We start from the raw sequence: 24,555 nt of genomic DNA on the forward strand, positions 1-24,555 counted from the left end.
ACTATGTGGGCCGCGGCTGCGGATTGGTCAACGTGACGGGCCAGCCTGGATCCCGGGCCGCCCGGTCAATTCGTGACCGACGGATCCTTCTTCGTCTCGGTCTTGGTCAGCGAGAGCGACTTCTTGAGCTTGTCGGTCAAGGTCTGAGGTTTCTCGACTGGCACGTAGAGCGAGACGGGACCGGGCTCCAGAATCTTCGGCGGCGCATTCCTGGTGTCGACCGGCGCGACAGCGCTGTCGGTATCGGCCAGGAATTTATCGAGCATGGCCTGGATCGAGTCCTTGGCCTTCTCGGGCCCGGTGTCACGCATGTCGTTGTGCTGGAAGTTGGTGTTCACCACGGTGATGCCGGCCTTCTCGCATTCGTCGGCATCGGGAACGACACCCGGATCCGGCTTGAACTGCGAATCGTGAGACCGGAATGAAAGAATCTTGAACTTGCCGTCGGTCATGAACGGCACGCGCAGATTGTCCAGCGTCACCACCTTCTTGATCTCGTCCGGATACTGCTTGGCGAAATACATCGCGATGTCGCCGCCATTGGAATGGCCGACCATCGTCAGCTTGCTGTAGTCCGCGTTCGGCTGGCGCTTCTTCATCTCCTCGATCGCGAACTTGATGTTGGTGATGCCGCGCTGGTACTGCGGCAGGCGGCCGACATAGAGCTCGCCGACCTTGGTCACCATCGGTCCGTCCGACGGCAGGTCGTTCTGAATGCTGATGGTCAGATAGCCGCGCGCCGCGAACACGTTCGCGAGGAAGGAATATTCGGTGAATTTGACGGTATTGCCATGATTGAGGATCGCAACCGGCAGCGTGATCATGCCAGCGTCGGCCTGCATCTCCTTGTCGAAGCGCACGGCAACGTCGACCGCGACCGGCCGCTCATCGCGCGTCGGGTCCTTGAACATGAGAGTTTCGTGACGGATCGCCCACTTGCTCGCGGTGAAATAGGCCGCCGTGATCACCACGGAGAGAGAAAGCAGAACGAGAATTCCACGCTTCATGACGTCCTCGAGGTGCCCGCCTTTTCAGGGCTATTCTTGGCCGGAGACTCTTCGGCCTCCTTTTGAGAATATATGTCACAGCGCTGTGACAGGAAGTCTAAAAGTTGGGACTTCGCAGCACGTTCATTGTGCGGCGCACACAACCTTTGTGCATTCGCTTCTAGCGCCATGGCTCTGCGGCACGATAATACCTCAAGACCAGCCGACGGGAGCGAGAACGCGGCTGGCTTGGGAAAACCGGATCTGGCCAGCTTTGTTCCGGCATTTTGGCGACGGAGTGGCCGAAAACCCCGCAAGACTACCGCGCTTCGGCATCGTCCCGGAAGTGACGATCGTCACCTCCTGTACGGCCGCCGCCCTGGAACCTGCCCGAGGGAGGCCTGACGGCCTAGCTGCCGATGATGTCGTCGACTTCCAGCGGCTTGTCGACCTGGCTGAACCATTCGGCCCGGTTCGCGGCCCGGCGGCGGCCGCGCTCGTCCAGCGGCAGCTTCAACTGGCGGAGCAAGCTCATCACCTCCTCGCGGGCGGTCACGTGGCCGAGGCTCGGGCGCGTGCCGAGCGTCGCCTCGTCGATGTCGTCGAGCGCCGTCAGCCCGCGCGGGAAGAATTCGCGATAGACTACCCGCTCGGCAAAGCCGTCGACCGAACGGAACCCGAGCTGCAGCGACAGCTGCTTCAAGCCGTCGGCGACCAGCTGCTTGTTGCGCGAGCCGAGCATCGACAGGCGGTTGCGCACCACGATCCAGTCGGTCGAGGCGCCGTCGAGCTGGCGGCGCTTGCGCCTGGTGTCGCGCACCATCTCCGCATAATGGCTCTCGCCGGTCACCGCGTAGGTCGCGGGATCGACGGTGCCGAGCACGTCGAAATCGAGGAAGCTGTCGTTGATCGGCGTCACCAGCGTGTCGGCCATCGAATGCGCGAGCCGCATCAGGTAGCTGTCGGCACCCGGGGTATCGATGACGATGAAATCATAGGCGCGTTCCACCGCGCTCACCGCGGCCATGAACTGCTGGAATTCCGCGTTCTCGTTCTCCTCGATCTGCATCGTCTCGCCGTACTTGATGCAGTGGTGGGCGGGGAGTTCGAGGTCGAGCCCGGTGCGTCGCGCCCAGGCCTGGCGATTGCTGATGTAGCGGGTGAAGCTCTGCTGGCGGCAGTCGAGATCGATGCTGGCGACGCGCTGCCCGGCCTTCAGCAGCGCGACGGCGATATGCAGGGCGGTGGTCGACTTTCCCGATCCACCCTTCTCGTTGCCCAGCACGATGACATGTGCGGAGCCGGATTGACCCTGACGAGCCTGCACCAACATGATTCAAATCCCGGCAATGATCTTCAAAGCGCGCGCCGCTGCGGTCAAGTGAAATGCATCGCCGCGACAGGAAATCAATTGCGGCTGTGCTCAATGATGCGTCGATCAAGCAAGGCTGCTGCGTCGATCGGCGGCACGGCAGCTGTGATCCACGCGCGTCCGAGATCGGTAAGGCTTGTCGCGGCGGTTTGCCGATAGCGGTTCGGACTTGGTAAGCTGCGTCACCTGCCGAACGCCAGCCCGTCCCACCCAGATTCGTCCCCACCCGGATTGCCCCACGAGCCGAGACCAGATGCCGAGAAATCCCACCGTCGTCCGTACCGTCCCCGCCCTTCGTCGCGCCGTCGACGCCCTGCGCGCCAAGAAGGCGACCGTCGCGCTGGTCCCAACCATGGGAGCGCTCCATGACGGCCATGTGTCGCTGGTGCGCCTCGCCAAGCGCCGCGCCAAGCGGGTCGTCGTCTCGATCTTCGTCAACCCGACCCAGTTCGCGCCGACCGAAGATTTCGGCTCCTATCCGCGCACCTGGAAAGCCGACGTCGCCAAGCTCGCCGCCGAGGGCGTCGACCTGATCTGGCACCCCGAGGTGAAGGCGATGTACCCGGACGGCTTCGCGACCAGGATCGTGCCCGAGGGGCCGGCCACTGCCGGGCTCGAGGATCGCTTCCGGCCGCATTTCTTCGGCGGCGTCGCCACCGTGGTCGGCAAGCTCTTCACCCAGGTCCGGCCCGACCTCGCGATCTTCGGCGAGAAGGACTTTCAGCAGCTCCGGGTCGTCACCCAGATGGCCGCGGACCTCGACCTCGGCGTCAAGGTGATCGGATCCAAGACGGTGCGCGAGCGCGACGGTCTCGCGATGTCGTCACGCAACGTCTACCTCTCCCCGGAGGAACGGCGCGCCGCCCCCGAGCTTCATCGGGTGATGAAGGAGACGGCCGGCCGCCTGCGCGCCGGCGAGGATACGGCGACCGCAATGGCCGACGGCGCCGCGGCGATCACCAAGGCCGGCTTCGTGCTCGATTATCTCGAAGTGCGCCACGCCGCCTCCCTGGCGCCGATCGGCTCGCTGAAGGACGGCCCGATGCGGATGCTGGTAGCGGCAAAGCTCGGCAGCACGCGCCTGATCGACAACATCCCGGTCTGAAGCAGGATCCGGAAAGTGTGATGCGGTTCATGCGCAAACGAGGTTCGAGCCTGTAATGAGGGCTCGGCCTCATCTGCGCGGCCGACGCGTGGATGATCGCGCCTTTCACAGGCGATCGGAATGAGCGGTTATTTCAGGCAAGGCATTGCTTTCGGCATCGCGCTCGTGGCCGCAGGCCTCGCGCAGGCGCAGACCCGGCCGCCGGTCGGCGGGGTCAATTCGGCGCCCGGCGCGATGATCTTCTATGTCGCACATGGTGCGCCCGATGCCTGTGGCCCGGGCTGCTCGGACTGGATCGCCGCCGAGGGCGCCGTGCAGTGGGATACCTATAAGCGCCTGCTGGCGATCCTCGACCGGCAGAACGGCCGCAAGCTGCCGGTGGTGATCAACGTCAGGGGGAATTCCAACCTCAACGTCGCCTCCAGCCTCGGCCGCATCCTGCGCGATCGCGGCATCGACGCCGCGGTCGCGGCGACCGAGGTCGAGGCCTGCACCGGAAAATCCGAGGAGGAATGTTTCGCGCTCAAGCGGCCCGGCGGCCCGCTCGATGCGAAGGAGAAGCTGTCCGGCATTGCCTGCGATTTCGCCTGCCTGCTGGTGCTGTCGGGCGGCGTGCATCGCAGCCTGCCGCAGGGCAGCCGCGTGGTGCTGAGCGGCATGGCGATCCACAACCGGCTCGCGCCCAACGTCTCGGCCGAGCACCGCGAGAGCCTGACCTCAATCTTCACCGACCAGTTCCGACGCTATCTCGGCGAGATGGGGATCGATCACGAACTGCTCGACGTCGCCGTCAGCAATGCGGGCGGCGGCCGCTTTGTCGAGATCCCGGCCTCCGAATGGGGCCGGCTGCACCTCGTGACACAGCCGCAGTAGTTCGCGGCAGCCATCGTGCTCAGAGCAAGCCGAGGTCGCGCAACTCGCGGCGCATCGGCTCGGGCATCGATGCCACGCTGGCCGCGCTCGACTTGGTGAGATCGGCCGGCGCGGAGTCCGCGGTCAGGTAGCGCCAGCCCTGGAACGGCCGCATCGGCCGCGGCGAGACCGCGATCACCTTGGGCTGCATCACCAGCCGGCAGCGGCCGATACCGTCCTTGTCGCGGAACGGCTCAATGGCGATGATCTTCTCGCGCGCGGCGATCTCGCCGCGGATCACCCAATAGAGCGAGCCGCCGGCAAGGATCTCCTCCTCGCGCTTCGGCGTCATCCGCGTGATGTGGACGTGACGGAGCGGCAGGCCCTTTTTCTTCGCGGTCGCCATCCGTTCGGCAACCCAGCCCTTGAGTTCCTTGACGGAGTCGCAACCGACGGCGAGCTTGATGAGATGAAGCGGCATGTGCCGGATGTAGCGGCCGGCGCGCGCTTTGAAAAGGGAGCGCTCTCCGCGGCGGTGGATATCGGGATTAGAGCGTTTTTCGAGCGAAGCGAAGCCGGAACAGTGCAGTGACGGCGGCTCAAGCCGCCGTCATCACGCTCATTGTTCGTTCGCAGCCGCCGGTGCGCTGGCGGCGGCAGGAGGCGGCGCCGGAGCTGCCGGGGCCGGCGCGATCTGGACCGGGCGCTTCGCTGCCGGCGGCCGCTTCGGGGCCGCAGCGGGCGGCGCGGCGGCGGCGCGCGCGGCCGGTGCGGCCGCGGCCGGCTTCGCCGGCTCGGGCGTCATGATGCTGACCGGCGGCGTGTTCGCCGAGCTCGGAAACTCCGCATTGGTCGGCTTGCCGGTGGGCAATGACTGCGGCAGCGCCGCGACCAGGCCGGCGGCGGCCGACGCCTGGGCGCCGGCTGGCGCGTTCCAGGACCCCGCGTAGCGCGTGATCAGGTTCTCGTAGGTCCGCTCGTTCATGTTGGCGATAATCTGATGGTTGTCGCCGAGCGAGCGGAACGCGGGGCACGCGGTCGGCGTGCAGTGGTCGCGCGCCATCAGCGCATAGGCCACCAGGCCGTAGCGGTCATGCTCGATGGCGCGGCGCAGCGCCTGCAATTCGGTGGTCGAATTGCGCTCGGCGGTCGCGAGGTCGCCCAGCGCGGTCAGGCGCGAGATCTGCGCCGCCGCGTAGCTGACCGCCGCCGCGGCCGTATCCGATGAACCGAACAGCACCTTCTCGCAGGCGTTGAGAACGGCGTCGCCGGCGAGGTCGTCGACGCAGGCCAGCGCCGGCACCGTCTGGCTGGTCAGTTGCGCCGTCCGCGTCTCAGCCGGCGCCGCCTGCCCGCCCGGGCCGAAGCCACGGATCGTCGCGGCGACCGCAACCGCGATCGACAGCAGCGTGATCACGGTCAGCGCACCGTTGGCGACGGATTTTTCCGCGCGCAGCAGCGTGACCAGAACGACGATCCCAAAGAACCCCGCGGCGGCCAGCGTCAGCCACATCGGGAAGGTCGGTGAGCGCCAGATCTGATCCAGCGAGGAAGCCCAATTCATGCGCGATGTCCCTCAACGCAGCGTAAGCACAATCGGCGACGGCGAACGCCGCCACCCCGACGTCCAACCTTCAGCACAATGGGTCTGCGAACAGGGCCTTTTGACGGCGGCGGTACGGAACCCGCCCCAGCCGCCGGCTTGCGCACAATTCCTTCAGGACAGCGCGAGCTGACTCTCCTTGGCCACCCGTTCGAAAGCTTCAGTCGAGCTCTTGATGCGATACTGGCAGTCGTCACCGTCGGTCGGCAGCAGCCGGATCACTTGATAGGTGCCGCTCGCGGCGGGGCGCGCCACGTTGCTGGCCGTGAAATAGACGGTCTCGCCAATCGAGTACTTATGCTTCAACGCCCTCTCCATTTTCTTAGAGATTGCTGGCTGAGCTGACAGTCCCGATAGCTCAGGCCGGCATTTTGAGAACCCTGCGGCAAGCTAGCACATCGCACCTCCCCAAATCCAGCAAGATTGGGGCATAGCGAAGGTGCAATTTTTGCAGGTTTTTCAGGGCGATAGGCAGCAATTTGCGTGCCAGCCGGAAATTGCCCGCCGAGCTCGGCTGGAACCCGATTCCAGCCGCTCAGGCGGTGTGCGGCAGCTTGCCGCCCGGGCTCGCGCCGTCGACCGCAGCCGGAAGTTGCTGGGCGAGCACCTTGGACAGCTGGTCCACCGGAATGTTGAATTTGGCGGCGAGCTGCTTGACCGTGTCGCTGCCGAGCACCTGCTGGAGCTGCTCGGCCGTGATCGGCAGGTTCTGACCGGTACCGATCCAGGATTTGACCTGCTCGCCGAGCCCGGCCTGCTCGAGCTTGGCGACGATCGCGGACAAGCCGCCCTGCCCGCCATTGCCCAAGACCTCGCCGAGCACGACCGGGATCACCGCCGCGCCAAGCTGGCCAAGCATGCCTTTCAGCTCCGGCGAATTCTCCAGGGAATCGAGAATGCCCATTGTCTAAGTCCTTTCACGACTTGCAAAACCAGCCTTTCCGGGTTCGACGCCTCCAACCCCGCGGCGTCAAGCCGCGATCTTTGCGACCGCTGTCACAATTCGGAAGCGCATCGAGCGTTTTCGAGCGAAGTGGATACGGTTCGCGTGAAGAAAACGCGTCGAAACAAAAATCCGGAGCTTCGGTTCTGATTCAATCAGGACCGAAGCTCCAAGACCGGTCAGGCATCCTCGAATCGAGCGATCCGCAGCGTCTCGGCAATGCCGTCGCGGGTCCATTCGGCGAACGCCGGCAGCGCCATCATGGCATCGACATAGTGCTGCGCTTCGGCCTTCACCGGGATCGCATAGGTGCGGAAACGATGCACCACGGGCGCATACATCGCGTCCGCCGCAGAGAATGCGCCGAACAGGAACGGACCCTGCTTGCCGTAGCGCGCATGGCAGTCGGCCCAGATCTCCTGGATCCGCGCCACGTTGGCGCGCGCATCGTCGGAGAGCGCGACGGCGCGGATCGGCCGGTGCAGGTTCATGCCGCATTCGTTGCGCAGCGGCATGAAGCCGGAATGCATCTCCGCCGAGATGGCGCGGGCATGCGCGCGCGCGGCGCGATCCGCAGGCCAGAGCTTCGCCTCGGGAAATCTCTCGGCGAGATATTCGATGATCGCCAGCGAATCCCACACCCTGACGTCGCCATCGATCAGTGTCGGCACCTTGCCGGCCTTGCTGAACGAGAGAATGCGGTCCTTGTCGGTCTGGTCCGTGTAGAGCGGAATGAAGACCTCTTCGAACGGGATGTTGTTGGCGCGCAACGCCAGCCAGGGCCGCATCGACCATGACGAATAGTTCTTGTTGCCGATGACGAGCTTGAGCATGTCCGGGAATCCTGTTGCCACGGTAGTTTGCCATAGTGCATTGCACGCGTTCAACCTGTACATGACGCGGATGCGGCCCGGCGCGGACAGTCAGCCGCGCGCTCACGAAGGAAGGCAACATGACTGGCTATTGGACCGACATCCTGGCCGTCGGCTTCTTTGCGCTGGAATGGCTGGTCTATACCATCACGCTGGAGCATACCGCGTATGGGCGCGACAGCCTATCGGCGCGGATGCATGTCTATCGCGAGATCTGGGTGCGGAATCTGCTCAACCGCGACGCACGGATGGTCGACATGCAGATCATGGCCAGCTTGCAGAACGGCACCGCGTTCTTTGCCTCCACCAGTCTGATCGCGATCGGCGGCGGGCTGGCGCTGTTGCGCGCCACCAATGACGCGCTTGCCGTGCTCGGCGCGCTGCCCGTCAACCTCACGCCCTCGCCCGCTTTGTGGGAGGTCAAGTGCATCGGGCTGATCCTGATCTTCATCTACACCTTCTTCAAATTCGCCTGGGCCTATCGCCTGTTCAACTATGTGGCGATCCTGTTCGGCGCGATGCCGCCGGCCGAGCAGCGCGATACGCCGGAGGCGGAAGCCCATGTGGTCCGCACCACGCGGCTGTTCGAGACGGCGGGCCGGCACTTCAACCGCGGCCAGCGCGCGTTCTTCTTCGCGCTCGGCTATCTCGGTTGGTTCGTCAGCCCCTGGGTGCTGTTCGTCACGACCGCCGCGGTCGTGATCGTGATCTGGCGCCGGCAGTTCGCCTCGAATGCCTGGCAGGCGATGGGAAGCTGAAGCGAACCTTGTCTACGACGCGAAATCGCGCGGGCTGAAGTCGAGGTCGAGCACCTTCCATTCGCCGTAGCGATCCCGCGGCAGCATCGCATAGGGCTGGCAGGCCTGCAGCGCCTCGGTCGCGCTCTTCAGCAGCAGCGGCCCCTTTTCCGAGGCGGTGGCCTCGATCAGCACCGGCTGCGCGGCGAGCTTGCCGTCGGGCTTCATGAGCACCCTGAGCTTGATCTTTACGTCGTCACCCGTGCTCAGCGTCGGCGGGAGTTTCAGGCAGGTCTTCAGATGACGGCGAAATTCGGCGACCACGCTCGAGCCGACGTCGGCCTGCTCGGTGGCGGCTGCGTCGAAATTGTCCTTGCCGGGTCCGGGGCCGGACGGCGCGCTGGCGGGCGGCTTCACGGAAATGTCGGGCGGCAGGCCGAGCATGACATTGTATTTGACCGAAAGATCCGGCTCGGGCTGCGCATAGGCAGGCGACGACGCTGCCGCCTGTTGCTGCGCCGTTGGCTGGGGCATCGGTGGCGTTTGCGGTGCCGGCGGCGCGGGCGGCGGCTCGGCCGCGGCACGTTGCGGCGCCGGGCTGGGCTTGGGCGCCGTCGGCGTCGCCTGCTTCTGAGGTGGTTGCTGTGGCGCGTTCTGCTGTGGCGCGGCCGCCTGCGCCGATGGTTCGGGCTTGGCTGAATCCACCGGCTTGTCGAGCGACGGCAACTGCAACTCGGGCGTCGGCGACGGGCTCGGTGCCGGTTCGGGCTTGGTCTCGACCTCGGACCTGGCGACCTCCTGCGGCGTCACGATCTCGACCGGCACCGTGTCAGCGGCGACGGGATCGAACTGATGGACCTCCGAATAAAGGAAAATCAGCGCGAGCAGCATCAGGTGCACGAACACCGACGCCATCAGATCCGCGTTTGGCCGAAACTTCATCCCACTCGATCACGTCAGTGATGTCTCTCCCCGCCGGCTATAATACCGGCCGGAACCCGCCTGCCTCAATCCCCATTCGGTCCAAAGCTGCAATCGGCCAGCGGGGCATTAGCATGATTGGGATCAGGACCCAGCCATTTTTCCGAGACTAGATTCTCAGGCAAAGACCCCGTGCGTCGCGGAGCCCATCATCGCGCGTCAGCGCTCCCGATCGCCGAGATCTCGCGCATGTCGTCGACCGACAGCTCAAAATCGAAGATGTCGATGTTCTCCTGAAGGCGTTCGAGCTTCGAGGTGCGCGGGATCGCGGAGACATTCTGTTGCACCAGCCAGCGCAGGCAGACCTGGGCAGCGCTCTTGCGATAGCGGTCGCCGATCCGCGCCAGCGCGCGGTCGCCCTTGACCCGTCCCTTCGCGATCGGGCTGTAGGCGACGAATGCCATGCCGCGGCGTCGACAGGCCTCGATCACATCGGCCTGGTCCAGATAAGGATGGTACTCAACCTGGTCGCAGGCGAGCGGCTCGGGGCATGTCGCCACCGCCTCCTCGATCAGCGCCGCGTTGAAGTTGGAGACGCCGATATGCCGCGCCAGGCCCGCCAGCCTGACTCGCGCCAGCGCGCCGAGCGTCTCGGCAAGCGGCACCTGCGGATTGGGCCAGTGCAGCAGCAACAGGTCGACCTCGGTCAGGCGCAGCCGCGCCAGGCTCTCCTTGGCGGCGCGTTCGAGATCCTTCGCCATGAAATGCGTGGTCCAGACCTTGGTGGTCACGAACACGTCGTCGCGCTTGACGCCGGAGGCACGCAGCCCCTCGCCGACCTCGCGCTCATTGTCGTAGATCTCCGCGGTGTCGATGTGGCGATAGCCGAGCCGCAACGCCTGCTCGACGATGCGCGCGCAGGTCCGCCCGCGCAGCTCCCATGTGCCGAGCCCGATTGCCGGGATCCTGGCACCGTTGCCTTCGACGACATTCATGCAGCCATTATGCGCGCATGACGAAGCGCTGCCAACTCACAGTGCGGTTCCGCGGTGGAACGTCGCGACGTCTCACCGCTCCGGCTGGTAACCGTCGGTCAACGTCTTCAGGAAGGCGATGATGTCGGCCTCATCCTGCGCCGTCATCGCGGGCGTGTCGCCGAGATGGCGCTCGAACGGCGGATCACTGACGTCGACATTGCCGTGATACTTTTCCGGCAGGTCATCGTACTTGCGCACCGTGCCGTCGGCGCCGCGCGGAAAGACCTTCTCCGGATTGGTATCGCGGAAGTTATAGAAGTCGAGCACCTGCTCGAGGCTGGTGAAGACGCCGTTGTGGAAGAACACGCGACGCGTCGCCGTGTTGCGCAAGGTCGGCGTCAGAAACATCCCGCAATATTGCGTCTGCTCGGCAATGTCGGTGCGGTACGGACCGCAAACCCCGAGATCGAAATGGTCGGGATCGCGGTTGCTGACAAGCGCGGCGTTGCGCGGCGCGCCGAGCGCCTCATATTGATGATCGGTGAACAGCGGCGGCAGACCGTCCCGGGTCGGCTGCGACGTATGGCAGCCGCCGCAATTGGCCTTGTCCGGATCGTTGAACAATTGCAGGCCGCGCAACTCGCTCTCGCTCAGCCGCGCCTTGCCTTCCAGCCAGTAGTCGAACTTGCTGGTGTAGGGATGGAAGCTCGGCTCCTCAACCTGATAACGCGCGACGGCAAACATCGCCTCCGCGACCAGCAGCCGCGTGTTGTCGAAGACACCGGCGCCGAACAGCTCGGCGAAGCGCGGCGCGTAACTCGCCTGGCGCAGCTTCTGCGCTACGATCTCGATGCTGCCGCCGTCCATCTCGTTGGGATCGAGCAGCGGGAAGATCGCCTGGTCCTGCAGCGTATCGGCGCGGCCGTCCCAGAACAGTCCGCCCTGCGGGACGATGTTGACGGCCGACGCGGCAGTCCCGGTCGCAACTTTCCTGGCGCGCGCGGCCTGCTGGCCGAGCGCGGCCAGTTGCGCGAAGTCGACGACATTGTCGTCCTCGTCCTTTTCGGGCCCGATGCTGAAATTCGGCTGCCGCTCGAGATAGGTCAGGCCCGGCACGGCGCGTGTCCCTTGCCGGGATTGCGCGGGCCCGCCGAGCATCACCGGCCCATCATTGGGTGGCCCGTAGGCATGGTCCGGACTGTGACAGGACGCGCATGACAATCCGCCCGAAGAGGACAGCGACGCGTCGAAGAAGATCTTCTGACCGAGCAGCGCCATGGCGGACAGCGGGGCGACCGGCGGACGCCTGAGCTGCACCGGGTTCGGATTGGTCCCCGGAAGTCCCTGCGTCTCGACGGCCGCAACAGTGCCGGCCATGCACAGCAAGCCGGCGCCGAGAAGCCACAAGGTGCGGCGGTTCATGTCAGATCCAGTGTCGTTAAGCGTTTTCGCGCGAACTGGAGACCAGTTCGCGCGAGCGAACGCGTCAGGGCAGAGCTTCGGTTCTGATTGGATCAGAACCGAAGGGCGTTAGTGGTGATGGTGATCATCCGGCGGGCTGACGATGACCGTTCCGGCTGTCGGATCAAGGAACAGCGTGTCCTGCCGGTACTCGTGGTCCTGGCCGTGGCCGCGCTCGAAGTCGAACAGGTCGGCGATCGATTCGACGCTGTCGTCGAACGAGCCGCCGCCAAGACGCTGGCCGTGCAGCCAGTTGTCCTCGATGAAGCGCACCACGGACGCCTGCGAGATGCGGGTGTGGCTGACGTAGTTGCGCTTGGCGAAGGGCGAGATCACCAGGAACGGGGTTCGCGTGCCGGGACCGCAGCGGCCGTTCACCGGCTGGCCATTGAGGCCGTTCGGCTGCGTCTGCTTGCCGATGCCGCGGCCGCACTGGCCGGGGCCGTTGACCTGGTCGGCGGTCGGGTCATACGAGGCGCTGATCGGCGCAAGGTACTGGTGATCGTACCAGCCGTCGGAGTCGTCATAGGTGATGATGACCGCGGTTTCGCCCCACTCCTTCTGCTTCTGCAGGAAATTGATCAGCTCGACATTGCCGGCCTGCTCGTCGAGCGGATCGGAGTTGCCGGGATGACCGTCCTGGTAGGCCGGCATCTTGATGTAGGAGACGGCAGGGAAGTTGCCGGCCTTCACCGCGGCGTAGAAGTCCTCGAGGTCGTAGGCGTGATTGGCCGGATCGAGCGTCTTGCCGCCGGGCACATAGGTGTGTCCGACCGCATTTACCGAGCTCGGCCGCGCATGGGTCGGGTTGGCCGTCGACTTGTAGTACTGGAACCAGGCGTGGTGCGGGATGTAGTCCACGACTGTGCCGTTGACGTTGCTCGAGAACGTGCTGCGGCCGCAGTTGGTGGTGCCGTTGCTATTCTTTAGCGTCAGGTCGAAACCGCCCATGAAGCTGCCCCAGCTGATCTGCTCGGCATTGAGCAGGTCGCCGATGTTCTTGCTGGTCATCAGGACCTGGCTGGTCGTGCTCGAGCAGGCATCGTAGGCAGGGTCGGTATCACCGATCAGCGTCAGGCCGCCCTGGCCGTCGGCGATCGACGACGACGAGCCGACGATGTTCTGCGCACCGTTGGTCTGGCCGGCAACCACCTCGAGCGCGCCGGGCGTCGACGGACCAAAGGTGTCGGTCCAGTTGTTGTCGCTCATCGCGAAGTTCTGGGCGTAATTCCAGAACGCGGTGACGGTGTTGCCGTCGAAATAGCCCATCACCTGCCCGTTGGTGCCGAAGGCGCCGACGCCGCCGGCGGTGCCGCGACCGGTGAATTTCGGAAACAGGTCTTCCTTGCCGTTGTCGACCGCTTGCTGCTCGGGCGTGTAGGCGTGATTCTGCGACTTGGTGTTGGCCTGGGTGCGGTCGAGGCGGAACGGATTGGTCGCGCCGGTGCCGTTGGCCGGGTTGGTGTTCGGGTTGTTGGTCAACAGATTGGCGCTGGTGAGGTTGTTGACCTTCGGCGTATGCGGCTTCGCCGTGAACGGGATAGAGCCGGTCGGGTTGGTCGCAACAGGATAGGTTGCGAAGTAATGATCGAACGAGCGGTTCTCGTTGAAAATAACGACGAGATGCTTGATCGGCGTTTGGGTGTGGATGTCGTGCGGATGATGATCGTGGCCGTTATTGCCCTTGTTGTCGTCTTGAGCTGCGGCGCTGCACATCACCGCAGCGGCAGCAACCAGACAGACTCCGACCGTCGAAAGAAATTTGGCTTTCACCGTAGTGCCCCTTTTATTTTTAAGGATTTATGACGTCGACCTGCGACAAGTTATCCACCGCCGATGACAGCGCTGTGTCGATCGAATGAATGCGACGAATGATGATGTGCGCAGATGTCCGCATCGGTTGCAGCAGGCATCGAGGCACCAATCTTTGCGCGCATGACAGACGCCCTCCTCTTCCGTCTCACGCGAGCGGCTATCTGTGGACGCGGTTTCGGTCACAAGACATGGAATTGAATGACAGCAATCATGCGAACAGATTGTGCGCCGCCTGCTGTCGCGGCGTGCTCACACCCGAAAAAAATCCGCGCCTTCCGAGGATGTTGCTCGAAAAGCGCGGATGCTTGGCCTGGTGGCGGATGATGGCCGCGATTCAACTCGGCGTGAAGCCTACTCCTTCATTCCCGTAATCGAAGCGCTGACCGCCCGCGGATCGCGCTGCGGCCAGCGACCGCTCTCGACCTGCGACAGGAAATCGCCGACGATCCGGTTGTATTCGTCGGGCTCCTCGATGTTGATGGCGTGGCCGCAGTTCGGCATCACCGCGAGCGCGGCCGACGGGATGCTCTGCTTCATCAGGATACCGGGCAACAGGCACGGCCAATCCTCGTCGCCGGTGATGATCAGCGTCGGCACATTGATGCGCTTCATCTCGTCGACCAGCGTGTAGAGCGAGGGACGCTCCTTCTGCACGCCCTGCTGGGTATTGGCCGATCCCACCGCCGAATGCTCGGCCAGCATGGTCTTGAACTCGGCGTGGCCACGCGGGTCCTTGTTTTCATATTGCACGCGGGTCGGCCCGTAGGCGTAGCGCTCGGCGAAGGCCGGCATGCCCTCCTTGCGGATCATGCCCGCGATCACGTCGGCCTCGGCGCGAAACGTCTCGCGCTTGTCGAGCTCGGCGCCGTAACCGCAGCCGCCGATGCACAGCGACAGCGCCCGATCAGGGTGACGCAATCCAAAATGCAGCGTCGCAAAGCCGCCCATCGACAGACCGACGATATGCGCTTTCGGCGCGCCGATGTGATCGAGCACGGCCAGGATATCGTCGGCGGCGCGCGCCTGCGAATAGGACGAGACCTGCTCCGGCACATCGGACGGTGGGAAGCCGCGCGCATTGTAGGCGATCGTCCGGAAGCGCTTGCCGAAGTGCCGCATCTGCGGCTCGTAGCTGCGCAGGTCGCCGGCAAACTCATGAACCAGGATTACCGGATGCCCCGATCCGGTCTCCTCGAAATAGAGCCGCACTCCGTCGTCTGTCACAGCATAGGGCATGTTGATCTCCTGCCTTCTCTCTTTGCTTGTTACGGGATGGTCGCGTTACGGGATGGTCGCGGCCTTCGGCGGCTTGGCACGCGGCAGATAGGTGCCGTGGTCCTTGCCGCCGACGAGCGTACCGTTATCGACGACGACCTTGCCGCGCACCATGGTCAGCACCGGCCAGCCCGTCACCTCGAGCCCTTCATAGGGCGTGTAGTCCGCGCCGTCGTGGATCAGCTCGTGACGGATCGTCACCTTGCGCTTCGGGTCCCACAGCGCGATGTCGGCATCCGAGCCGACCGCGATCGTGCCCTTGCGCGGATAGAGGCCGTAGATTTTGGCGTGGTTGGTGGCGCTGAAGGCGACAAAGCTGTTGAGGTCGATCCGCCCCTTCACCACGCCTTCGGAGAAAAGGATCGGCAGCCGCGTCGCGACACCCGGGATTCCGTTCGGCACCCAGCGGAAGCTGGTGCGGCCCTTCGGCGCAAGCTTGCCTTGCGGGTCGTCGTAACGGAACGGGCAATGGTCCGACGAGAACACCGAGAACACCTTCTGCTGCAAACCTTCCCAGCAGGCCTGCTGGCTGGCGACGTCGCGCGGCGGCGGCGAGCAGACGTATTTTGCGCCTTCCATGTTGAGCTGATCGAGATCCTTTTCGGTCAGCATGAGGTACTGCGGACAGGTCTCGCCCATCACCCGCAAGCCCCGCTGCTGCGCGCGCCGGATTTCGTCCATCGCCTCGCGGTTCGAGACATGCACGATCATGATCGGCACGTCGACGAGCTCGGACAACGAGATCGCGCGATGGGTGGCCTCGCGCTCAACCGGGATCGGCCGCGAGGTCGCATGGAAGCGCGGCGCGGTGTTGCCGGCGCGTTCGAGCCGGTCGGTCAGGAAGCGGATGGCGTCGAAATTCTCGGCATGCACCATCAGCATGGCGCCGGTCTCGCGCGCGACCGACATGGTTTCGAGCAGCTCGCGGTCCGACAGCGCGAGGCCCTCATAGGTCATGAAGACCTTGAGCGAGGTGTACCCGTCCTCGACCAGCGCCGGCAGCTCCTGGCCCAGCACATGCTCGGTCGGATCGGTGAGGATGAGATGGAAGGCGACGTCGACATGGCACTCGCCTTCGGCCAGCGAATGGTAATGCTTCAGCGCCTCGCGCAGCGTCTGGCCCTTCTCCTGCAGGCAGAATGGCAGCACGGTGGTGTTGCCGCCGAACGCCGCCGAGCGCGTGCCGCTGGCAAAGCCGTCGGCCATCACGATGCCGTCGCCGGACGGCTGGGCGAAGTGGACGTGGCTGTCGATGCCGCCCGGCAGCACCAGGCGGTCGGTCGCGTCGATGATCGTGGCCGCATCGCCGAGATCATGGCCGAGCGCCGTGATCTTGCCGTCGCGGATACCGACGTCGCAGGCGAAGGTGTCGGCAGCGGTCACCACGGTGCCGCCGCGGATGATGGTGTCGAAGGACATCAGTTTGTCCCTTCCTTCGGTGAGCGGTGTTCGATGATTGCGGCGAGTGGCTCGGCCAGCCCGCGCGTCGGCTTCGGATCGGGACGGCGGAAGGTGCCGGCCACCGCCTTGCGCGGCTTGAGCACGGCGAGCGTTTCCGCCTGCCGCACCGCCGCCACGACCGGATCGACCACCGGCACCGGAATGCGATCGCGGACCTTTGCCGCGAGTCCGGCGAGCGGCGCGCCCGACAGAATGACGACATCGGCGTTGTCCTGCTCGACCGCGCGGTTGGCGAGCCCGACCAGCAGTTCCTCCTTCTCGGCCTGCACCTGCGAGATCGACTGGAAACTACCGTCAAGCGTGCGGATGCCGGCGCAGCGCGCGCTCAGCCCGTGCATGGCGACGCATTCCTCGTACCAGGGCGCCAGCGCGCCAGCGAAGGTGACGATCGCAAACCGGCGGCCGAGCATGCAGGCCGTGAGCATCGCAGCTTCGGCCAATCCCACGACGGGAAAGGCGAACAGCTCGCGCGCGCCGAACAGGCCGGGATCGCCGAACGCCGCGATCACGGCGGCATCGACGCCGGGGCCGGCTTCTGCCAGCATCTCCAGCGCGATCGCGCCGCCGATCTGGGCCTCCGCGCGGGTCGCGATATAAGGCACGCCGCGCGCGGCAGTGACCGGCACGAGCTCGGTGCCGGCCGACGCCGCCCTGCTGCCGGCGGCATGAAGCAGATCCGTCACATCAGCCGTCGTGTTGGGATTGAGCAGCAGGATCTTCATGGCGCAACGTTCCTCGTCTTCCGGCCACGCGGTCTTGCCGGCGGCTCCGGTGCCGCGGCGTCGTCCGCCTTGTCGTTCATTGCCTTGGCATCCAGCGTCTCGGCGACGATCTCGCCGGTGCGGCGCACGTGGTGGGCCAGTATCTGCCCGGCCCGGGCCGCATTGCGCGCCTTCAGCGCGGACAAGATCTCCTGATGCTCGCGCACCGATTCATCCCAGCGGCCGAGCACCGACAGCGCGAAGAAGCGCGCGCGCTCGGCCCGCGCCAGCAGCGCCTCGTGCGTCGCCTTCAGCACGGCATTGCGGGCGAAGCCGACGATCGCCGAATGGATCTGCTGATTAACTTGAAAATAGTCGCGCAGCTCGCCGCGGCCGTGATGCCACTCGATCTTGTCCTGCAGCGCCGCGAGCCGTTCGAAGTCTTCCGGCTCCATGCGCAGCGCGGCGAGCTCGGCGGCGCAGCGCTCGATGCCGCTGACGGCCTCGAACAGTTCGGCGAGCTCGGCACGGCGGAACGGCGCCACCACGGCGCTGTGGTTGAGCCGCAGCTCGACCAGGCCCTCGCTCGCCAATTGCTTGAGCGCCTCGCGCAGCGGCGTGCGCGAGATGCCGAGCGCATCGGACAGGTCCGCCTCCCCCAGCGATTGCCCCGGCGCCAGCTCGCCGCGCACGATCATGGTGCGCAGCCGCGCCGCCGCCTGCTCGTGCAGCCCGACCCGCGGCACACGTAGGCGTCGGCGTTGCAGCGCGGTCATCGCGCGCTTGGGTTCCTTGGTACGTCTGGTCGCTTTGGCTTCAGTCACCGCTTGCCTGCATTGTCATGATTGGAGATCGCGCTCTCCCACGTGGATCGCGGTGGCCGCGCGCAGATCGGGGTTCGCGAACAGGCTGCCCCAGCCCTGCACGCGCGACGGATCGCAGCCGGCAGCTGTGAGGCACGCCCACAGCGTCACCGCAATCGAATCCAGCACCGGAACGCCAAATCCCCGCTCCAGCCGCTCGGCTGCGCCGGCGCCGCGCATGTTGGTGCAGAGCACGACGGCGACATCGCAGCCCTCGCGCACCACCTCCTCGATCAGCCGCGCGACCTCGGCCTCGCTGACCTCGGCAAAGGAGAAATTGTCCTGCAGCGACAGATGCCGCTCGGCAAAACAATGCAGCCCTTGCGAATTCCAGTTGGCGATGATCCGCTCCTGCACGTCCTTGCGATACGGCGTCACCAGCCCGATGCGGCTGGCGCCGATCCGCCGCAACAGGTCGCGATAGGCCAGCACCGTGGTACAGGCCTTGATACCGGTTGCCGCCGTGATCTCCTCGCACAGGCTCTCGTCGCGGTCGAAGCCGAGCCAGCTTGCCGAGGTGCCGTTCCAGGCGATGACGTCGACCTTGGCATGGGCGAGCAACTCGGCCGCCCGAAGAATCTCGCTGGCGTCGAACTGGCGCAGCGCCGCCTCCGACAGCGCGATCTCGGTCACCTTGAAGCGCGAGAAATGTGCCGAGACGTCGTCGACGCCCGATAGCATCGCGCAGGTGATCGGCTCCAGCGCGGTATTCGACGACGGCGTCAGCATGCCGAGCCTGATAGGACGTGTCATTGGTGAGCCTCGTCAAGCGGCCGAACCCTTGGCGGATTCGGCCGCATCGATTTTAGACCGGGAGCTTGCGGCTGTAATCGATCAGGGTCGAGCAGATCAACAGCGCAATGCCCGCGGCGGCGAAATACATCAGGGCCAGGAAGTAGGAGCCGGTGGCCTGCACGATGAAGCCGACGATCAGCGGCGTCGTGATGCCGGCGATGTTGCCGCCGAGATTCATGCAGCCGCCGAGGAAGCCGGACTTGCCGCGGCCCGCCAGCGCCGACGGGATCGCCCAGTACATGCCGCACCAGCGCAGGAAGAACAGCGTCGTCGACAGCAGCACCACGACCGCAACCGCGTTGGTGACGTAGGCGACGAGGAAGATCGAGACCGTCGCCATGATCGCCGCGATGCCGAACAGCGTGCGGAACACGGTGTTGGGCGACCCGCCCCGCTCCCGCCAGTTATCGCCGATCCAGCCGCCGACCAGCTCGCCGACGAAGCCTGCGAAGAAGATGATGAAGGACGCGCCGCCCAGCGCCTTGATGTCGAAGCCGTGCACCTTGAACAGGTAGGTCGGCATCCAGGTCAGCAGCCCGTAGAACGTGGTATTGAAGAACATCCAGCCGAGGCACATGCACCACACCGAGCGAAACCGGAAATACGCCATCCAGCTTGCGCCCGAAGACGGCGGCGTCGCCGCATCCTCGATCGCGTGCGCCTCCTCGAGATAGCGCGCCTCGGCTTCATTGACCGACGGATGCTCGCGCGGCACGTTGCGGATGTAGTACCAGGCCCACAGCCCGCACAGCATGGTGCCGACGCCGGCGATGACGAAGGCGACGCGCCAGGAGCTGAACGCCGCCATCAGCCAGGCGATCACGATCGAGCCGAGCGCCGCACCAAGCGGCGCGCCGCCGTCCAGCAAGGTGGCGCCGCGGCCGCGCTCGGTCTGGGTCATCCAGATCGCGTTGAGCTTGCCGCCGGCCGGATAGATCGGCGCTTCCGACGCGCCGAGCCCGAGCCGGGTCAACAGCAGCAGCATCCAGCTGGTGGACAGCGCCGCCAGCGCCTGGAAGAAGCCCCAGAACAGCGTCGCAAGCGCGATCACGATGCGCGGCTTGAAGCGATCGGCGAGCATGCCGCCCGGCACCTGCATCAGCGCGTAGGTCCAGAAGAACGAGCTCAGGATCAGGCCCTGCATCGCCGGATCGATATCGAACTCCTTGGCGATGACCGGCATCGCGACCGAGAGCGAGGCGCGATCGATATAGTTGATCGAGATCAGGAACAGCATCAGCAGGAAAATCTTCCAGCGCACGCCGCTCGGCTTTGCCGTATCTGCCATTGCGATGGTGGACACCTGATCGCTCATTGCTCGCTCCTCCCGACAGATTGCTTTGCCCTGGCGCGCCCCTCGTCCTTGAAGGTTGCTGGCCTCTCCTGCCCTGCGCGAAGTCTGCTTCAAGGCGGCCAAACCGACAAGCACATTTTGTATTCTGCATGCAATTTCTTACATAACATTGATATTACTTATCATTTAGTAGTTCATGCATTGATTTTGATCAGCCGGTGATGACGGATTGAGCGTGAGGTCATCCGCTCGGCCAGCCAATTTCAGGCAATTGGTCCCCGCGTTGCGGCTCCACCGATCGCACGCACAACGGCGTTCTGCTCGTTGCAAAAACAGTGGTCCGCGCTTCCCGTCGGAAGCGCGGACCTGTGGTGAGCCGCCGATAGGGATCGTTCGTCAGCGGCGGATGAAGGCCGCAACCACCGCGCTGGAGGTCGCGCAGACGGCGACCACCAGGAACACCAGCGAGGTCTGGTTATGCTTGTCCATGAAGTGGCCGATCATCGGCTCGCCGAGACCTGCGAACAGATAGGCGAAGAAGTTCATCACCCCGGTTGCGGTCCCTGCCCGCTTGTGGCCGACCAGATCCGGGCACAGCGCCCAGAACGAGGATTGCGGGCCGTAGGTGAAGAAGCCGCACAGGAACAGCACCGTCATCCCGAGAACGACATCCGAGGTCGGGATCGCGTACATGCACAGCGAGGTGACCGCGGCGAGCGCCATGTAGAGCACGATGGCGAGGTAGCGGCGCGAACCGAATACCTTGTCCGAGACCCAGCCATTGCTGAACGCGCCGACCGCCATGCCGACCGGCAGCGCGATGCTGATCCAGCGCGGATCGATCACCGAGGCGGCGCCGGCCTTGGCCCAGTTACTGCCGAGGAAGTGCACCGGCACCCATACCAAGAGGCCGTAGCGCGCCGCGTTCTGGAAACCGATCGCGACGCCGGCGACCAAAAGGCGCCAGTTCGACAGCACCGCCTTGTAGCGCGCGAGCGAACCCTCATTGGCGTCGACCGCGGCTTCCGCCGCCGAGACCTCGTCGGCCTCGTCATGCGGCGAGGCAAAGCCCATGTCCTCGGGCTTCTCGCGCGCGATCAGATAGAACGCGATGCCGCCGAGCAGCAGCAGCACCACCGGGATGCGGAAAATCCAGCGCCAGTCGAGCTGGAAGTAGCCGACCACGACCAGCGAGGTGACGAACGACAGCACCGAGGCAAGCCCCGCCGCGAATGTATAGAGCCCGTAGACCGTGCCGCGCTCGTGGCGGCCCCACCAGTTCGACAGCAGCCGGCTGCCCGGCGCCCATCCCATCGACTGGAAATAGCCGTTGATGCCCCAGAACACGGTGAGGCTGACGATGCCGGTCGAGAGGCTGGTGGCCCAGTTCATGATGAAGGAAAGGATCGCGCCGGCGCTCATCACGCGGCGGCCGCCGAACTTGTCGCCGAGATTGCCGTTGATGGCCTGCCCGACCGCGTAGCACCAGAGCAGCGCCGCGCTGGCCCAGCCCAGCGCCTCCTTGGTGACGCCGAACTCGGCCTGGATGCCGGGGATGGCGAAGCCGAAGGTTTGCCGCCCGGTGTAGAAGAACAGATAGCAGAACATCGCCGCGAACAGCATCCGCCACTGCGCGCGGCGGAACGATGTCGCAAGCTCCGGATTCTGCACTCCGACCGAGCCGACGCCCGACGGACTGAACGTGATCGACATTAAGACCTCCCCTGATTGTTTGGTGATTGCAGTCGGCCGCCGCGTTGTTCTTGTTGCGCGCGTGCGGCCCTCGTTCGGTCGTCCCTATGCCGGCCAGGGCAGCGAATAGGTCTTGACGTTGGTGAAGCTCTTGATCGCCTCCTGCACGCCTTCCTTGTAGCCAAGGCCGGAATCCTTGATCCCGCCGAACGGCGACATCTCGATCCGGTAGCCCGGCACTTCCCAGACATTGACGGTGCCGACATCGAGCTCGTTGACGAACCGCGTGATGTAGTCGAGCCGGTTGGTGCAGACGCCGGACGACAGGCCGAACGCGGTCGCGTTCGAGATCCCGATCACGCTGTCGATGTCGTTGGGCACGCGGATGATCGGGATCACCGGGCCGAAGGTCTCCTGAATCACCAGCTCGCTGGTGTAGGGAATCCGGTCGACCACGGTCGGCGGATAGAGCGCGCCGTCGCGAGCGTTGCCGTGCAGCAGCTCGGCGCCGTCGGCGACGGCGGCATTGACGCGGCGCTCGAATTCCTTCGCCGCGCCCTCGTGGATCACGGTGCCGACGTCGACCGTCGGGTCCATCGGGTCGCCGCACTTCAGCTTGCGCGCCTTCTCCAGCACCAGCGCGGCGAAATCGTCGGCGACAGCCTCGACGCAGAGGATGCGCTTCACCGCCGTGCAGCGCTGGCCGGAATTCTTGGTGGCGCCGGTGACCGCGAGCTCGGCCGCCTTGTCGAGGTCGGCGTCCTCCATCACGATCAGCGGATCGTTGCCGCCGAGCTCGAGCACCAGGCGCTTGTAGCCCGCCTTCGCCGCTATGTGCTTGCCGACCCTGACCGAGCCGGTGAAGGTGACGAGATCGGCGTCCGGATCGGTGATCATCGCATCGCCCATCGAATGCGGATTACCGGTCACCACCGACAGCATCTCAGGCGGCAGCCCGGCCTCGTACAGCACGTCGGCGAGCGCGAGCGCGGTCAGCGGCGTCAGCTCGGTCGGCTTCAGCACCACGCGGTTGTTGGTCGCGATTGCGGGGGCGATCTTGTGGCTCACCATGTTGAGCGGATGGTTGAACGGCGTGATCGCCGAGATCGCGCCGAGCAACGGCGTGCGCGTCGTGAAGATCTTGCGCGCCTTGCCCTGCGGGCTGATGTCGCAGGAGAACGTCTCGCCGTCATCCTTGATCGCGAGCTGGCCGGCAAAGGAATAGACGTCGTAGGCGCGGCCCGCCTCGTAGAGCGAATCCTTCCAGCACAGGCCGGACTCGGCGGTGATCAGCCGCGCGAATTCCTCCTTGCGGCCGGCCAGGATCTCGGCGGTGCGCAGCAGGATGCGCTGGCGCTCGTAGCGCGTCAGCTTCGGCTTGAACGCGGCCGCCCTGGCGAAGGCGCTGCGCACATGCTCCGGCCGCGCCGCCGGCACGGTGCCAACCACCTTGTTGGTATAGGGATTGAAGACCTCGACATGCTCGTCGGTGTCGACGAGGCTGCCTGCGATCCGCATCTGCTCGTGGCGAACGGCCGGGCTCTGGATGTTCATGGCACTGTCCTTGGGGTCCGAATGCGTCACTGGATGCGGTTGAGCGCGACGTCGAAGGCGTCGAAATTGCGCAGGGCGTGACCGGCGGGCAGCGCGATCCTGCGGTTGGCGATCAGCGGCACCCGCTCCTCGGTGAGCCCGCCATGCGAGCGCAGCGGCTCGGTCAGGCCCGAGAGATCGTGACGGGACTCGCTGGTGCCCAGCACCTTGTGCCTGGTCGAGATCACGACGATGTCGCCGATCCGGTCCGGCGGCAGCTCGAACCTGGCGCAGGCCTCCTTGCGCGTCAGCGCGACCTCGATGCCGCCGGTCGCACGCAGCCGCGACAGCAGCGTGTCGACGTTGGCGCCCTCCGGCGTGTAGATGGTCGCGAACGAGCCGAGCGAGCCGTGATGGGCGACGTAGGGATCGGTGATCGGCAGGATCACCCGCGCCGCGCCCGCACCCGTCCAGTCGTCCATGACGTCCTGGAGGTAGATCACGTCGGGCTTGCCGTCAGGCAGGAACTTGTCGTTCATGCCGTGGTCGGCGGTCGCCACGATGTTGCAGCCGAGCGCATCGAGCTTCGCAAGATGGCCGTCGATCATCGCGTAGAAGTCGTTGGCGATCTTGGTGCCGAGCCCGACCTTGTGCTGGATGTAGTCGGTGGTCGACAGGTACATCAGATCGGGACGGTAGTGCTCGACCAGCTTGACGCCGGCCGCGAACACGAAGCGCGACAGATCGGCGGAGTAGACCTCGGGCAGCGGCAGGCCGACGAAGTCGAGCACATCATCGATGCCGTTGGCGGCCTTGGTGGCCTGGTCGGCCTTCTCCGACGAGAACGCGATGGCGCGGCCGCTGGAATAGTCCAGACCGTACGCAAGCAGGGTGCGCAGCTTGTCCTTGGCGGTGACGGCGGCGACCTTGTAGCCGGCGTCATGGACACCGGCGAGGATGGTCGGTGCGCGCAGGAATTTCGGATCGTTCATCATGACTTCGGCGTTGTTCGCCGTGTCATAGAAGTAGTTGCCGGCGATGCCGTGCACCGCGGGCGGGCGCCCGGTGATGATCGAGAGGTTGTTCGGATTGGTGAAGCTCGGGATCACGCTGGCGGCATGAACATGCGCGCCGTCCTTCATGAAGCGCGCGAAGGTCGGCGCGACGCCGGCCTCGATCGCCTGCTCGATATAGCCGGGCTCCGAACCGTCGAGGCAGATCACGACGGTTGGCCGCGTCGGCGCGTCGTAATGGCGCCCGTTGACGGTGATTGTCTTACGATTGTCTTGCATGATGC

Annotated in this window: 23 protein-coding genes; 3 read left to right on the forward strand and 20 right to left on the reverse strand. The window is 65.2% G+C overall.

Annotated elements, in window-relative coordinates; all coding sequences use genetic code 11:
* Positions 1-65: 65 nt before the first annotated feature.
* A complete protein-coding gene (locus QJT82_RS33625) occupies positions 66-1,007 on the reverse strand; it encodes an alpha/beta fold hydrolase (protein WP_050999547.1) in 942 nt (313 codons plus the stop codon).
* A gap of 388 nt (positions 1,008-1,395) precedes the next feature.
* Complete coding sequence (locus QJT82_RS33630) at positions 1,396-2,319, reverse strand: division plane positioning ATPase MipZ (protein WP_016842850.1); 924 nt, start codon at positions 2,317-2,319, stop codon at positions 1,396-1,398.
* A gap of 292 nt (positions 2,320-2,611) precedes the next feature.
* Here QJT82_RS33630 and panC point away from each other — a divergent pair, with 292 nt between their 5' ends.
* The gene (gene panC, locus QJT82_RS33635; RefSeq protein ID WP_028343359.1) at positions 2,612-3,463 is read left to right on the forward strand and encodes a pantoate--beta-alanine ligase; all 852 of its coding nucleotides are present in this window, start codon (positions 2,612-2,614) and stop codon (positions 3,461-3,463) included.
* Positions 3,464-3,583: 120 nt separating this feature from the next.
* Positions 3,584-4,336, forward strand: a complete 753-nt coding sequence (locus QJT82_RS33640) for a hypothetical protein (protein WP_028343360.1) — start codon at positions 3,584-3,586, stop codon at positions 4,334-4,336.
* A 19-nt stretch (positions 4,337-4,355) separates the two neighbouring features.
* Here the strand turns inward: QJT82_RS33640 and QJT82_RS33645 are convergent, their stop codons facing one another.
* From QJT82_RS33645 to QJT82_RS33665, 5 genes are all read right to left on the reverse strand, one after another.
* The gene (locus QJT82_RS33645) at positions 4,356-4,796 is read right to left on the reverse strand and encodes a DUF1489 domain-containing protein (RefSeq protein WP_028336418.1); all 441 of its coding nucleotides are present in this window, start codon (positions 4,794-4,796) and stop codon (positions 4,356-4,358) included.
* A 138-nt stretch (positions 4,797-4,934) separates the two neighbouring features.
* Positions 4,935-5,879 (reverse strand): hypothetical protein, encoded by a 945-nt coding sequence (locus QJT82_RS33650; protein ID WP_028343361.1) that lies wholly within the window; start codon positions 5,877-5,879, stop codon positions 4,935-4,937.
* Positions 5,880-6,032: 153 nt separating this feature from the next.
* The gene (locus QJT82_RS33655) at positions 6,033-6,236 is read right to left on the reverse strand and encodes a hypothetical protein (protein WP_018272021.1); all 204 of its coding nucleotides are present in this window, start codon (positions 6,234-6,236) and stop codon (positions 6,033-6,035) included.
* A gap of 217 nt (positions 6,237-6,453) precedes the next feature.
* Entirely contained in the window at positions 6,454-6,822 is a 369-nt protein-coding gene (locus tag QJT82_RS33660; protein WP_028343362.1) for a YidB family protein, read from the reverse strand.
* A 218-nt stretch (positions 6,823-7,040) separates the two neighbouring features.
* A complete protein-coding gene (locus tag QJT82_RS33665; protein ID WP_028343363.1) occupies positions 7,041-7,694 on the reverse strand; it encodes a glutathione S-transferase family protein in 654 nt (217 codons plus the stop codon).
* A 119-nt stretch (positions 7,695-7,813) separates the two neighbouring features.
* On the opposite strand from QJT82_RS33665, the gene QJT82_RS33670 reads away from it, so the two are divergent.
* Complete coding sequence (locus QJT82_RS33670) at positions 7,814-8,491, forward strand: DUF599 domain-containing protein (protein WP_028343364.1); 678 nt, start codon at positions 7,814-7,816, stop codon at positions 8,489-8,491.
* 12 nt (positions 8,492-8,503) lie between these two features.
* Here QJT82_RS33670 and QJT82_RS33675 read toward each other — a convergent pair whose 3' ends face one another.
* From QJT82_RS33675 to phnA, 13 genes are all read right to left on the reverse strand, one after another.
* The gene (locus tag QJT82_RS33675; protein ID WP_028343365.1) at positions 8,504-9,412 is read right to left on the reverse strand and encodes a hypothetical protein; all 909 of its coding nucleotides are present in this window, start codon (positions 9,410-9,412) and stop codon (positions 8,504-8,506) included.
* A 188-nt stretch (positions 9,413-9,600) separates the two neighbouring features.
* On the reverse strand, positions 9,601-10,386 hold the full coding sequence (locus QJT82_RS33680; RefSeq protein ID WP_028343366.1) for an aldo/keto reductase: 786 nt from the start codon (positions 10,384-10,386) through the stop codon (positions 9,601-9,603).
* A gap of 72 nt (positions 10,387-10,458) precedes the next feature.
* A complete protein-coding gene (locus QJT82_RS33685; RefSeq protein ID WP_028343367.1) occupies positions 10,459-11,790 on the reverse strand; it encodes a cytochrome c peroxidase in 1,332 nt (443 codons plus the stop codon).
* A gap of 108 nt (positions 11,791-11,898) precedes the next feature.
* Entirely contained in the window at positions 11,899-13,602 is a 1,704-nt protein-coding gene (locus QJT82_RS33690) for an alkaline phosphatase family protein (protein ID WP_028343368.1), read from the reverse strand.
* 393 nt (positions 13,603-13,995) lie between these two features.
* On the reverse strand, positions 13,996-14,880 hold the full coding sequence (locus tag QJT82_RS33695; RefSeq protein WP_028343369.1) for an alpha/beta hydrolase: 885 nt from the start codon (positions 14,878-14,880) through the stop codon (positions 13,996-13,998).
* Positions 14,881-14,925: 45 nt separating this feature from the next.
* A complete protein-coding gene (gene hydA / locus QJT82_RS33700; RefSeq protein WP_196238218.1) occupies positions 14,926-16,338 on the reverse strand; it encodes a dihydropyrimidinase in 1,413 nt (470 codons plus the stop codon).
* A complete protein-coding gene (locus QJT82_RS33705) occupies positions 16,338-17,102 on the reverse strand; it encodes an aspartate/glutamate racemase family protein (RefSeq protein ID WP_028343371.1) in 765 nt (254 codons plus the stop codon). Before QJT82_RS33705 ends, hydA begins: the two co-directional genes overlap by 1 nt.
* On the reverse strand, positions 17,099-17,905 hold the full coding sequence (locus tag QJT82_RS33710; RefSeq protein ID WP_028343372.1) for an FCD domain-containing protein: 807 nt from the start codon (positions 17,903-17,905) through the stop codon (positions 17,099-17,101). The genes QJT82_RS33705 and QJT82_RS33710 overlap by 4 nt, the downstream gene beginning before the upstream one ends.
* Before the next feature lie 15 nt (positions 17,906-17,920).
* Positions 17,921-18,697: an aspartate/glutamate racemase family protein gene (locus QJT82_RS33715; RefSeq protein WP_028343373.1), complete on the reverse strand. Its 777-nt coding sequence runs from the start codon at positions 18,695-18,697 to the stop codon at positions 17,921-17,923.
* Between the two features lie 52 nt (positions 18,698-18,749).
* Positions 18,750-20,054, reverse strand: coding sequence for an MFS transporter (locus QJT82_RS33720; RefSeq protein ID WP_028336433.1), 1,305 nt, complete (start codon positions 20,052-20,054; stop codon positions 18,750-18,752).
* A 375-nt stretch (positions 20,055-20,429) separates the two neighbouring features.
* Positions 20,430-21,746 (reverse strand): MFS transporter, encoded by a 1,317-nt coding sequence (locus QJT82_RS33725; protein ID WP_080686905.1) that lies wholly within the window; start codon positions 21,744-21,746, stop codon positions 20,430-20,432.
* A gap of 84 nt (positions 21,747-21,830) precedes the next feature.
* On the reverse strand, positions 21,831-23,279 hold the full coding sequence (phnY, locus tag QJT82_RS33730) for a phosphonoacetaldehyde dehydrogenase (protein ID WP_028343375.1): 1,449 nt from the start codon (positions 23,277-23,279) through the stop codon (positions 21,831-21,833).
* 26 nt (positions 23,280-23,305) lie between these two features.
* Positions 23,306-24,550 carry a phosphonoacetate hydrolase gene (phnA, locus tag QJT82_RS33735; protein WP_035632694.1) on the reverse strand — a complete coding sequence of 415 codons (1,245 nt, stop codon included), beginning with the start codon at positions 24,548-24,550 and terminating at the stop codon, positions 23,306-23,308.
* Between the last annotated feature and the right edge of the window lie 5 nt (positions 24,551-24,555).

This window comes from Bradyrhizobium sp. Mp19 (genome assembly GCF_029952935.1).
Lineage (GTDB): Bacteria > Pseudomonadota > Alphaproteobacteria > Rhizobiales > Xanthobacteraceae > Bradyrhizobium > Bradyrhizobium elkanii.

Excerpts from the sequence above, each read along its gene's own strand:
- QJT82_RS33625 (WP_050999547.1), bottom strand. The coding sequence starts at position 1,007 with ATGAAGCGTGGAATTCTCGTTCTGCTTTCTCTCTCCGTGGTGATCACG.
- QJT82_RS33630 (WP_016842850.1), bottom strand. The coding sequence starts at position 2,319 with ATGTTGGTGCAGGCTCGTCAGGGTCAATCCGGCTCCGCACATGTCATC.
- panC (WP_028343359.1), top strand. The coding sequence starts at position 2,612 with ATGCCGAGAAATCCCACCGTCGTCCGTACCGTCCCCGCCCTTCGTCGC.
- QJT82_RS33640 (WP_028343360.1), top strand. The coding sequence starts at position 3,584 with ATGAGCGGTTATTTCAGGCAAGGCATTGCTTTCGGCATCGCGCTCGTG.
- QJT82_RS33645 (WP_028336418.1), bottom strand. The coding sequence starts at position 4,796 with ATGCCGCTTCATCTCATCAAGCTCGCCGTCGGTTGCGACTCCGTCAAG.
- QJT82_RS33650 (WP_028343361.1), bottom strand. The coding sequence starts at position 5,879 with ATGAATTGGGCTTCCTCGCTGGATCAGATCTGGCGCTCACCGACCTTC.
- QJT82_RS33655 (WP_018272021.1), bottom strand. The coding sequence starts at position 6,236 with ATGGAGAGGGCGTTGAAGCATAAGTACTCGATTGGCGAGACCGTCTAT.
- QJT82_RS33660 (WP_028343362.1), bottom strand. The coding sequence starts at position 6,822 with ATGGGCATTCTCGATTCCCTGGAGAATTCGCCGGAGCTGAAAGGCATG.
- QJT82_RS33665 (WP_028343363.1), bottom strand. The coding sequence starts at position 7,694 with ATGCTCAAGCTCGTCATCGGCAACAAGAACTATTCGTCATGGTCGATG.
- QJT82_RS33670 (WP_028343364.1), top strand. The coding sequence starts at position 7,814 with ATGACTGGCTATTGGACCGACATCCTGGCCGTCGGCTTCTTTGCGCTG.
- QJT82_RS33675 (WP_028343365.1), bottom strand. The coding sequence starts at position 9,412 with ATGAAGTTTCGGCCAAACGCGGATCTGATGGCGTCGGTGTTCGTGCAC.
- QJT82_RS33680 (WP_028343366.1), bottom strand. The coding sequence starts at position 10,386 with ATGAATGTCGTCGAAGGCAACGGTGCCAGGATCCCGGCAATCGGGCTC.
- QJT82_RS33685 (WP_028343367.1), bottom strand. The coding sequence starts at position 11,790 with ATGAACCGCCGCACCTTGTGGCTTCTCGGCGCCGGCTTGCTGTGCATG.
- QJT82_RS33695 (WP_028343369.1), bottom strand. The coding sequence starts at position 14,880 with ATGCCCTATGCTGTGACAGACGACGGAGTGCGGCTCTATTTCGAGGAG.
- hydA (WP_196238218.1), bottom strand. The coding sequence starts at position 16,338 with ATGTCCTTCGACACCATCATCCGCGGCGGCACCGTGGTGACCGCTGCC.
- QJT82_RS33705 (WP_028343371.1), bottom strand. The coding sequence starts at position 17,102 with ATGAAGATCCTGCTGCTCAATCCCAACACGACGGCTGATGTGACGGAT.
- QJT82_RS33715 (WP_028343373.1), bottom strand. The coding sequence starts at position 18,697 with ATGACACGTCCTATCAGGCTCGGCATGCTGACGCCGTCGTCGAATACC.
- QJT82_RS33720 (WP_028336433.1), bottom strand. The coding sequence starts at position 20,054 with ATGAGCGATCAGGTGTCCACCATCGCAATGGCAGATACGGCAAAGCCG.
- QJT82_RS33725 (WP_080686905.1), bottom strand. The coding sequence starts at position 21,746 with ATGTCGATCACGTTCAGTCCGTCGGGCGTCGGCTCGGTCGGAGTGCAG.
- phnY (WP_028343375.1), bottom strand. The coding sequence starts at position 23,279 with ATGAACATCCAGAGCCCGGCCGTTCGCCACGAGCAGATGCGGATCGCA.
- phnA (WP_035632694.1), bottom strand. The coding sequence starts at position 24,550 with ATGCAAGACAATCGTAAGACAATCACCGTCAACGGGCGCCATTACGAC.